The organism is Halogranum roseipondis (assembly GCF_059695585.1).
In genome coordinates, this window is the sequence record NZ_CM185235.1 from 1,116,457 (window position 1) to 1,125,948 (window position 9,492).

Annotated in this window: 12 protein-coding genes; 7 read left to right on the plus strand and 5 right to left on the minus strand. The window is 67.5% G+C overall.

Annotation, left to right across the window (positions count from 1 at the left end; translation table 11 throughout):
• Positions 1 to 87 precede the first annotated feature (87 nt).
• Positions 88 to 657, plus strand: coding sequence for an AAA family ATPase (locus tag EOHIBHHM_RS06040; RefSeq protein ID WP_497255583.1), 570 nt, complete (start codon positions 88 to 90; stop codon positions 655 to 657).
• The gene (locus tag EOHIBHHM_RS06045; protein WP_497255585.1) at positions 654 to 1,076 is read left to right on the plus strand and encodes an RNA-binding domain-containing protein; all 423 of its coding nucleotides are present in this window, start codon (positions 654 to 656) and stop codon (positions 1,074 to 1,076) included. Before EOHIBHHM_RS06040 ends, EOHIBHHM_RS06045 begins: the two co-directional genes overlap by 4 nt.
• A 21-nt stretch (positions 1,077 to 1,097) precedes the next feature.
• Here EOHIBHHM_RS06045 and EOHIBHHM_RS06050 read toward each other — a convergent pair whose 3' ends face one another.
• From EOHIBHHM_RS06050 to EOHIBHHM_RS06065, 4 genes are all read right to left on the minus strand, one after another.
• Positions 1,098 to 1,616, minus strand: a complete 519-nt coding sequence (locus EOHIBHHM_RS06050; RefSeq protein ID WP_497255587.1) for a gamma carbonic anhydrase family protein — start codon at positions 1,614 to 1,616, stop codon at positions 1,098 to 1,100.
• Positions 1,617 to 1,809: 193 nt separating this feature from the next.
• Entirely contained in the window at positions 1,810 to 2,841 is a 1,032-nt protein-coding gene (locus EOHIBHHM_RS06055; protein ID WP_497255589.1) for a nucleoside recognition protein, read from the minus strand.
• A gap of 64 nt (positions 2,842 to 2,905) precedes the next feature.
• A complete protein-coding gene (locus EOHIBHHM_RS06060) occupies positions 2,906 to 3,463 on the minus strand; it encodes a magnesium transporter (protein WP_497255591.1) in 558 nt (185 codons plus the stop codon).
• Positions 3,460 to 4,041 (minus strand): magnesium transporter, encoded by a 582-nt coding sequence (locus EOHIBHHM_RS06065; protein WP_497255593.1) that lies wholly within the window; start codon positions 4,039 to 4,041, stop codon positions 3,460 to 3,462. Before EOHIBHHM_RS06065 ends, EOHIBHHM_RS06060 begins: the two co-directional genes overlap by 4 nt.
• 115 nt (positions 4,042 to 4,156) lie before the next feature.
• On the opposite strand from EOHIBHHM_RS06065, the gene surE reads away from it, so the two are divergent.
• The 5 genes from surE to EOHIBHHM_RS06090 all read left to right on the plus strand — a co-directional run bounded on the left by surE (position 4,157) and on the right by EOHIBHHM_RS06090 (position 7,796).
• Positions 4,157 to 5,041, plus strand: coding sequence for a 5'/3'-nucleotidase SurE (gene surE, locus EOHIBHHM_RS06070; RefSeq protein WP_497255595.1), 885 nt, complete (start codon positions 4,157 to 4,159; stop codon positions 5,039 to 5,041).
• 197 nt (positions 5,042 to 5,238) lie between these two features.
• Entirely contained in the window at positions 5,239 to 5,448 is a 210-nt protein-coding gene (locus EOHIBHHM_RS06075) for a DUF7835 family putative zinc beta-ribbon protein (RefSeq protein WP_497255597.1), read from the plus strand.
• 330 nt (positions 5,449 to 5,778) lie between these two features.
• Positions 5,779 to 6,018, plus strand: a complete 240-nt coding sequence (locus tag EOHIBHHM_RS06080; RefSeq protein WP_497256927.1) for a sulfurtransferase TusA family protein — start codon at positions 5,779 to 5,781, stop codon at positions 6,016 to 6,018.
• Positions 6,018 to 7,160, plus strand: coding sequence for an NAD(P)/FAD-dependent oxidoreductase (locus tag EOHIBHHM_RS06085; protein WP_497255599.1), 1,143 nt, complete (start codon positions 6,018 to 6,020; stop codon positions 7,158 to 7,160). The genes EOHIBHHM_RS06080 and EOHIBHHM_RS06085 overlap by 1 nt, the downstream gene beginning before the upstream one ends.
• Positions 7,161 to 7,169: 9 nt before the next feature.
• A complete protein-coding gene (locus EOHIBHHM_RS06090) occupies positions 7,170 to 7,796 on the plus strand; it encodes a helical membrane plugin domain-containing protein (RefSeq protein WP_497255601.1) in 627 nt (208 codons plus the stop codon).
• Positions 7,797 to 7,841: 45 nt separating this feature from the next.
• Here EOHIBHHM_RS06090 and EOHIBHHM_RS06095 read toward each other — a convergent pair whose 3' ends face one another.
• Positions 7,842 to 9,242 carry a signal recognition particle protein Srp54 gene (locus tag EOHIBHHM_RS06095; protein WP_497255603.1) on the minus strand — a complete coding sequence of 467 codons (1,401 nt, stop codon included), beginning with the start codon at positions 9,240 to 9,242 and terminating at the stop codon, positions 7,842 to 7,844.
• Between the last annotated feature and the right edge of the window lie 250 nt (positions 9,243 to 9,492).

Below are 9,492 nucleotides of genomic sequence, written 5' to 3' on the forward strand. Positions count from 1 at the left end.
CCACTCGGTCGCGGAGCCGTATGTCGATTTCGTCGAGAAAGCAGACATTCACAGGGCTTAACCTCGGGAGCGGTGTATGGCCACTTAATGAGAGTCATCGGTACCGTCGGACTGCCGGGCAGCGGCAAAGGGGAGGCCGCCGCCGTCGCCCGCGAGGCGGGCATCCCGGTCGTCACGATGGGCGACGTGATTCGACAGGAGTGCCGCGACAGGGGGCTCGACCCCGCCGAACACCACGGCGAAATCGCGAAAGCACTCCGCGAGGAGTACGGTCTCGACGCCATCGCCGCCCGCTCGCTCCCGCTGATCCGCGACCACCTCGACGACCACGACACCGTCCTCGTCGACGGCCTGCGCTCGACGTACGAGGTCGAGCGGTTTCGCGAGGCGTTCGGCGACGACTTCCTCGTCGTCAGCGTCGAGGCACCCTTCGAACTCCGCGCCGAGCGACTCGGCGAGCGCGGCCGCGACGACAGCGACGGCGACGTCGAACGACTCCGCGCCCGCGACGAGCGCGAGCTCGGCTTCGGGATGGGCGAGGTGATGGACGACGCCGACGTCGTCGTCGACAACACCAGTTCGTTGGAGGCGTTCCGCTCGCAGATCCGGACGCTGCTCCACGACGGGTCCGAGGCACCGACGGAGGCCGAGCGATGATCTACAGCGTCGACGTGCGCATCGTCGCACCCGTCCGCGACACCGAGGTGACCGACCGCGTCGCCGACGCCGTCTCGAACCTCTTTCCCAACGCCGAACTCGACCACGAGGCGGGCCAACTCGTCGCCGAGACGCACACGCTCGACCCGTTCTCCGACAGACTCCACGAACAGGAGATCCTCGACACCGCCCGCCGGGAGTTCGAGAAGCGCAAGACAGAGGAGGGGTTCTCCTTTGCGCTGAAGAAGCAAGCCGCGTTCAAGGGCGTCGTCAACTTCGCCGTCGGCAACCCCGACGAACTCGGCGACATCGACGTCCACGTCACCGTCCGCGAACCGAGCGTCGACGAGTTCATCGCCCACATCGCGCCGCCGACCGAGGACGGCAAACCCGTCGACGCCGACCGTCGCCGCGACTGAGTACGAGTCGCGCCGCGACGTTCACTCGAACAGGTCGCCGTGACGCGCCGCGAGGTCCGTGTACGCACCGGAGTGGTGCGCCTCGAAGATCTCCTCGGGGTCGAGCGTCGTCTCCGCGAGCGGCGTGACGAGAGCGGGGACGCCGCGGACGAACGACTCGGGCGGGATGTCGTACCCTTCCGGAACGACGGCGCCGGAGGCGACGATGCTGCGCGCGCCGACGGTGACGTCGGAGTTGATAGTCGCGTTGAAGCCGACGAGCGCGCCGTCCTCGACGGTGGCGTCGTTCAGCACCGCACCGTGGCCAACCATCACCCGGTCGCCGACGACCGACGCGTGGAGCGTCGCGTTGTCACCGACGTGGCTCTCGCGGCCGACGCGGACGACCCCGACGTCGCCGCGCAGCACCACGCCCGGCCAGACGCTGGCGTCGGCGTCGACCCGTACGTCGCCGACGAGCGTCGCGTCGCGGGCGACGAACGCTTCGTCGCTGATCTGAGGGGCCGTTCCGTCGAACTCGTAGTGTCGTCGGTCCACCATGTGTAGTGACAACAACAGACGAGGAGAAAACGTTGTCTCCGAACTCGACGTGACGCCGGTAGTCACATCGCCGGGGGTCGAGGCCGACCGGATCGAGGTCGACCGGGTCGAGGTCAGCCGAATCGGGGTCGGCCGAGTCGAGGCCGACGGATCGAGGCCGGCCGAACCGAGTCGGAAGCGATCGGCGAGACCCTCACGGGACGAGGAGGACGGCCACGGCGAGGCCGATGAACACGATCTTCAACGCGGTGTTGACTGCGACGACCTTCGACCCGAACGACGGCCCCCAGATGCCGTACTGGAACGGGATCGAGCGCTTGAACGTCGAGACGGTGAAGGAGACGATGCCGCCGACGAGCATCGTCGCGACGGCCTGTCGCGGGGTGAACACCGACCCGATCTGCGGGGCGACGGTCGCCGCACCGACGGTCGTGTCGAACGTGAACGCGACGACGACGGGGACGGCCGCACCGGGTAGCCCCAAGGTCGACGTGAGCGGCGCGGCCGCCTGGGTCACCGTCGTGAGGTCGGTCGTCTCGACGAGCAGCGTCACGAGCACGTAGACGACGGCGAGTCGGGGAACGATGCCGCGGAGCTTCGACCACGTCTTCTCGCCCGCCGTCCGGAGCACGTCACGCGCCGTCTCGCTCGCCTCGTCGGTCGCCGGCGCTCGGCCCGTTCGATTCGCTCGGTCCGATCGACCGGAGCCGTCCGTCTCGGCCACGGCGGACGCAGACTGAGACCGCGTCGCTCCGTCGAGGAGAAGCGCGCCGGCGAGGACGCCGACGAGCGTGATGGCGAGTGCGATGGCGGCGCGGGCACCGACGTACATGAGGCCGGCCTCCAGTCCGAGGATCGGGACGAGGACGGGGACGTAGAACGTGAAGATGTGCTGGACGAAGCCGAAGAACGTGTTCGTCGTGACGGCGACGAGCGTCGCGCGGTCGTCGAGCGTCCCCGACTCGCGGAACTCCGCGAGCATCCCGTAGCCCGCCGTCGTCGACGCCGCGGTCGTGAGGATTGCGGTGCCCACCTCGTCGGGGAGGTTCGCCGGGCGAGTGAGATACCGCGAGAGCGCGGCGACGCGTTCGACGAGCCCGAAGCCGACGGCGACGTTCGCGAGGAAGACGCCGACGGCGATGAACGCCGCGATGCGGGCGACTCGCGGGAGCACGTCGGCGAGAAGCGGCGCGAGCGACTCGGCGAGGGTGACGACCGACTGCACGGAGACGTCTCGGGGAGCGACGGTCAAAGGGCCGTCGGTCGTTCTCGGACGGTGGAACCGGCCGTCAGACGAACAGTCGGACCGCACCGAACAGCACGATCACGCCGAGTACGTCGCAGGTGTTGGTGACGACCGGGAGGACGACGTCGTCGGGGTCGAGTTCGAACCGGTAGGCGGCGTAGGTCGCCGCGAGCGTGACGACGACGGCGAGGACGGCCAGACAGACGCCGCTCGTGAGCGAGACGAGAAGCACCGTCGAGAGCGCCAACTGCGTCGACCCGAGCAGCGCCGTCAGCAACCACGCACCCGCGCCGATGAGCGGGAACGCCGAGACGGCGAGGGCGACCGTCGCGATGGCGTTGCCGGCGAGTTCGTCGTCGGTCGGCGAGAAGGAGAGCGTCCCGAGGTGGAACGACGTCGAGAGGCGGGCCGCGAGGATACTTCCGAGGTTGCCCGCGGTGCCGATGGTGACCGGCACGAGCACCAGCAGGGAGGGGAACTGCAGCAGCGACTCCTCGAAGCTCCCGAGGACGAGGCCGCTGCCGATCTCGACGAGCGTCAGCACGAGCAGGACGGGGAGCATCGCCCGGGTGATCGCTCGGACGGTCCACTCGGTCGTCACGCGACCCCTCCCACGAAGAGGACGGCCCGGACGGCGACGAGCAGAAACAGGATGCCGAAGACGTCGCCGGTCGTGGTCACCACCGGCCCGACGAGCGTGTCGGGGTTGTAGCCGCGGCGGTAGCCCGCGAAGACGACGGTGACGACGACGACGGTGAGCACCGTCCCCGAGAGGACGCCCGCGACGAGTGCGATACCGAGCAGCGTCGACAGCGGGGCGACGGTCCACCCGAGGAGCGTGAGCAGGAGGAACGCCGCCGCCGCGGCGAACAGGCTCGCGAGGATGCCGTTACCGAGGGCGGCGGCGACGGCCGCGTAGAGTCGTCGGTCGGCGCCGGTCACCCGGGGCTCGATCAACCCCTGGTGGAGTGCGGTCGCGATGCGTGCGCCGAGGCTCCCGTAGACGTTGCCACGGGTCGCGAGGAGGGCGGGGACGAGCACGAGCAGTCCGGGAACGGCTTCGAGTTCCGCCCGCATCCCCCCGAGGACGACGCCCGCGAGGAGTCCACCGAGGAGGCTGGCACCCAGCGCCGGGACCGCCTCGCGGTACGCCTCGACTGCGACCTCGAGCACGCTCATGTCCCGACTCACACACGGTGACGGCATAAATGGCCGTACAACCGACAGGCACTGCCACGGTCCGTCGGTTCCGACGCGTTTACGCCTCTCGCCGCGAACGTCGGAGTAGTTACCGATGTCCGACCCGCACGTCCTCCTCACCAACGACGACGGAATCGACAGTCCCGCACTCGCCGCCCTCCGGGACGAACTCGCCGCCGTCTGCGACGTCACCGTCGTCGCGCCCGCGACGAACCAGAGCGGCGTCGGCCGCGCCCGTTCGCGCACCGTCGACGTCGACGAACGTGACGAGGGGTACGCGGTCGACGGGACGCCCGCCGACTGTGTGGCCTACGGACTCCGGAGTCTCGACGACCGACCCGACCTCGTCGTCTCCGGGGCCAACCTCGGTCCGAACGTCGGGTCGTACGTCCTCGGTCACTCGGGCACTGTCGGTGCGGCCGTCGAGGCGGGGTTCCTCGGGACGCCCGGCCTCGCCGTCTCTGCTTACTGCGCCGAGGGGTTCTTCCCGGCTGCGGACGCCGACTACGAGGAACCGGCCCGCCTGACCCGGCAACTCGTCGAGCGGGCAGTCGACGGCGACCTCCTCGGTCGCGCGGACTTCCTGAACGTCAACGCCCCGCTCGCCGACGGCGACCGGATGCGCGTGACGACCCCCTTCGCCGACTTCGACACGGGTGTCGCACCGGCGACCGAAGACGGCGGGGCGACCGACGAGGCGAGTGACGGCGAGACGGTCGAACTCCGCGACGCCTTCTGGGCACGCGCCGACGCGGGGTACTGGGAGCAGGCGGAGGCCGGGAGCGACCTCTTCGCACAGCTCGAACCGCACCGGCACGCCTACCCCGTCGGGACGGACCGTCGGGCTATCATCGAGGGGGAGGTGAGCGTCACTCCGCTGTCGGTGCCGCAGTCGGTCGTCCAGAGCGCCGCCGTCGACGACGTCGTCGCTCGGTACAACGGGCGTGAACGAGCGCCCGAACCGTCGGTTCGACTGTAGCGACGCGAGAATCGGAGGGCTGCATATACAACCACCAGAGGTATGTGTCTGGCGCGTCGCCATTCGGTAGAACGAGCGCGACTCGCGATGCGTCCACCCCCGTGGTGGGGTCGTGACAGTATTTTAGCTCGCACGTGCTCGGTCGAGCACGGTTCGCACTCTGGTTGCACTCGTTCTGCGTGACTGGAGTACACACTATGACCGGAATGCCTGCGGACGTCGACGAGGAGTATCAACGAGAACACTGTGACGTGTGTGGTGACGACACGCCGCACGAAGTGACGATGGAGATTCAGGAGACGCACACGGACGCTCCCCGAGAGGAGAATCAGAAGTTCGCCAAATCACCGTGCCGGGTCACCACGTGCAAACGCTGCGGGAACGAATCGCGGACGTTACAGCGGTAACGACACAGCGGTAACGACACGCCGTTCGACTCTTTTTGACCGCCGTACGCCGACTCGTCGCGAGCGACGGCTCTAGTAACTCGTGCAACTGTCTACTCGCCCGACCGCACGCTTTCGTGCGGTCGGGAGAGTGATGACTTGCACTCGTTACTAGAGAACTGACGTCACGGATCGCCACTGGTCGAACTAGCGGTCGTTCTCAGAGTCTTGGAACCAGTGCACAATACTATCGTCGTCGGGGGCGAACGTCTGGATGTGAACGGCGACCGACTGTCCGAACTGACTGCGCGAGACGACGCGGAGACGGCAGTCGTCGCCGAGGAGATAGCTATGACAACTCAGATCAACGCCGACGTCACCGTCGATGCTCGTGGAGCGACCTGTCCCGGACCGCTGATGGATCTCATCGGAAAGACGAAGACCGTCGACTCGGGGACCGTCGTCGAACTACTGACCGAGGAGAAGGGGTCGACGAACGACGTCCCGGAGTGGGCGGCGAAAGCCGGCCACGAGGTGCTCGACATCGTCGAACGGGACGGCTACTGGGCGATCTACGTGGAGAAAGCGTGATGGAACGGATCGTCATCGTCGGTGGCGGCACCGGCGGACTGGTGCTGGCGAATCGGCTCGCAGACGAGCTCCAAGCCGAGATCGACGCCGGCGACGTCCGCGTGACGGTCGTCACCGACGACACGGACCACGTGTACAAGCCGACGTTCCTCTACGTCCCGTTCGGGAAGAAGACGGTCGCGGACGCGAAGCGACCCGTGGCCGAGCTGCTCGACCCACGAGTCGAGGTGCGGTACGACAGAGTCGTCGCCGTCGACACCGACAGCGAGACCGTCACGGTCGAAACCGGCAACGAGATCGTCGGCTACGACCACCTCGTCCTCGCGATGGGTGCCCGGCTCGTCCCCGAGGAGGTGCCCGGCCTGACAGAGGGCGGTCACCACTTCTACGGCCCCGAGGGGGCGGAGGCGCTCCGCGACGCGCTGGCGACGTTCACCGAGGGCCACCTCGTGCTCAGCGTCGTCGGCGTGCCACACATGTGCCCCGCCGCACCGCTGGAGTTCGTCTTCATGGTCGACGACTGGCTCCGCGAGCGCGGCCTGCGCGAGGACGTCGACCTCACCTACACCTACCCCATCATGCGGGCCCACGGGATGGAGTCGATCGCCGAGTGGGCGACGCCGCTGCTCGACGAGCGGAACATCCACCTCGAGACGTTCTTCAACCCCGAGAGGATCGACCCGGAGGCGAAGCTCATCGAGACGATGGAGGGTGAGGAGATGGCGTACGACCTACTCGTCGCCATCCCGTCGCACGCCGGAAACGACCTCGTGACGGAGGCCGGACTGGGCGACGACGGCTGGGTCGACGTCGACAAACACACGCTGGAGGCGACGAACGCGACCGACGTGTACGCCGTCGGTGACGTCGCGGACGTCCCGACGAGCAAGGCCGGGAGCGTCGCTCACTACGAGGCGGGCGTCGTCGCTGACCGCATCGCCAGTCGCGTCCGCGGGCAGGTGCCGACCGCCCGCTTCGACGGGAAGACCGTCTGCTTCATCGAGACGGGGATGGACGAGGCGACGTTCGTCGAGTTCGAGTACGGCCGCCAACCGCAGGTGCGGGACCCTTCGAAACTCGTCCACTGGTCGAAACTCGGCTACAACGAGGCGTACTGGCTGACCGCACGGGGGCTGCTGTAGGAGACACCGATGACTGACACCGAGACGACGTTCGACGAGACGGTACCGGACGCGCTGGCGGCGGCCATCGCGGAGAACCCCCACGAGGTCGCACGGTTCCTCGAGCGGCTCGACCTCGTCAACGAGTTTCTGGACGCGGCCGACGTCGCCGTCTCCGGACTCGACGACGACATGGTCGCGGAGCTCGCCGGCACGTCGACGACGCTCGCGCTGGCCGCGAACGGACTCGCGACGCCCGAGACGGTCGGCCTCGGCGAGACGGTCGGCGAGAACGCCGACGACCTCTCGGCGGCCGTCGAGACGCTCGTCGGCCTCCAGCGCGACGGGACGCTTGACGACCTCGCCGCACTGGGCGATCTGGTCTCGCTCGGGTCGGCGGCGCTGGACGACGAGATGGTCACGTCGCTCGCACACACGGGTGGACGACTCGGCGAGCTGGCGGACGTCGCTGCCGACGACGACACCGCTCGGGGGGTAGGAGCGCTCCTCACCGCGGTCGGTGCGGCGAACGCCGCCGACGCCGAACAGGTCGGACCGGTCGGGATGGTCCGAGCACTCCGTGAGCCGGACGTCCGAGCGGGGCTAGGGTATCTCGTTGCGCTTGCACGGGAGCTCGGACGGGCGAAGAACGCCTGAAAGCAGAAGAGAAAGCGCGACGCGTCGCCGGCAGGACGGCGGCGATTAGCCGAACGGGCCGAGACCGCCACCGCCCATGCCGCCCATCCCGCCGCCGCCACCCTGATTCTCGAGTTTCTTCATCATCCGCTTCATGTCGCCGTCGCCCATCTGCCCGAACTGTTTGAGCGTCCGCTCCATCATCTTGTGCTGTTCGAGGAGTTCGCGGACGGTCTCCTCGTCCTTCCCGCTGCCGCGGGAGATGCGTTCGATCTGTGAGGCACTGATGGAGCGGGGCTCTTCCATCTCCGCCTCGGTCATCGAGTCCATGATGACCTCGAACGACCGCATCCGGTTCTGCGTGACGTCCATCGCGTCGTCGGGCAACTGGTCCATCAGCCCGCCGCCGAGGCCGGGGATCATGTCCATCACCTGGTCGAGGGGACCCATCTTGTTCATGGCGTCCATCTGACGCTTCATGTCTTTCAGGGTGAACTTCCCCTTCATGATGTCCTCGGGGTTCCAGTCCTCGTCTTCGGCCTGCGTCTCCTGCATCGCGCGTTCGACGCGTTCCGAGAGCTGCTTGAGGTCGCCCATCCCGAGGAGTCGCGAGATGAACCCGTTGGGCTCGAACCGTTCGATGTCCTGGACGGTCTCGCCGGTGCCGAGGAAGGAGATCGACGACCCGGTCTCGTTGACGGCGGTCAGCGCCCCGCCACCTTTCGCGGTGCCGTCGAGCTTCGTGATGACGACGCCGCCGATGCCGATCGAGTCGTTGAACTCCTTGGCCTGCTTCTTCGCGCCCTGCCCGATGGCGGCGTCGAGCACGAGCAGGTTCAGGTTGGGGTTGACGGCCTCCTCGATCTCCTCGATCTCGTCGATGAGGTCCGCCTCGAGGGCGTGTCGACCGGCGGTGTCGACGATGTGGACGTCGGCGTCGTCGGTCGCCGCCATCCCCTCGCGGGCGATCTTTACGGGGTCCTCTTCGTCGGGATCGCCGTAGAACTCCACCTCGGCGCGCTCACACATCTGCTTGGCCTGGTCGTACGCGCCGGGCCGGAAGGTGTCCGTCTGGATGACCGCGGGACGGAGCCCCTTCTTCGAGAACCACCACGCCATCTTGGCGGCGGTGGTGGTCTTCCCCGACCCCTGCAGACCGGCGAGCATGATCGTCTGCGGCTCCAGCGGGATCTCCGTGGAGTCGCCGACGAGCTTGACCATCTCCTCGTAGACGATCTTGAGGATGTGGTCGCGGGCGGTCGTCCCGCCCGGCGGCTCCTCTTCGAGTGCGCGCTCCTTGATGCTCTGGGAGAGGTCCATCACCAGCGAGACCTCGACGTCGGCCTGGAGGAGCGATCGCTGGATCTCCTTGACGATCTCCTCGACGTCCTCCTTCGAGAGCCGGGACTTCCCCTGCAGTTTGTTCAACGAACTGCGAAGGGAACTCCCGAGGTCATCGAGTACCATTTGCCGGTCGCTACGCTGTGGAGTCGTTAAAGACTTTGCACCTGTGATTCGCGGACGTGTGTTGGGTCACGAGCGAGAGCTGAAGCAGAATGCGAAGGGAACGGTATCGCTACCACTGCAGTCGAGAACATCTCGAAAGCCCACGCGCTCTCACCGCGACCACCGCCTCCCCAACCGATTCCACAGGAATCGCCCTGCTCTTCACTCATAGCCGTTAGCGAAAGTCTTCGTACTGTGCAACGTCACAGAA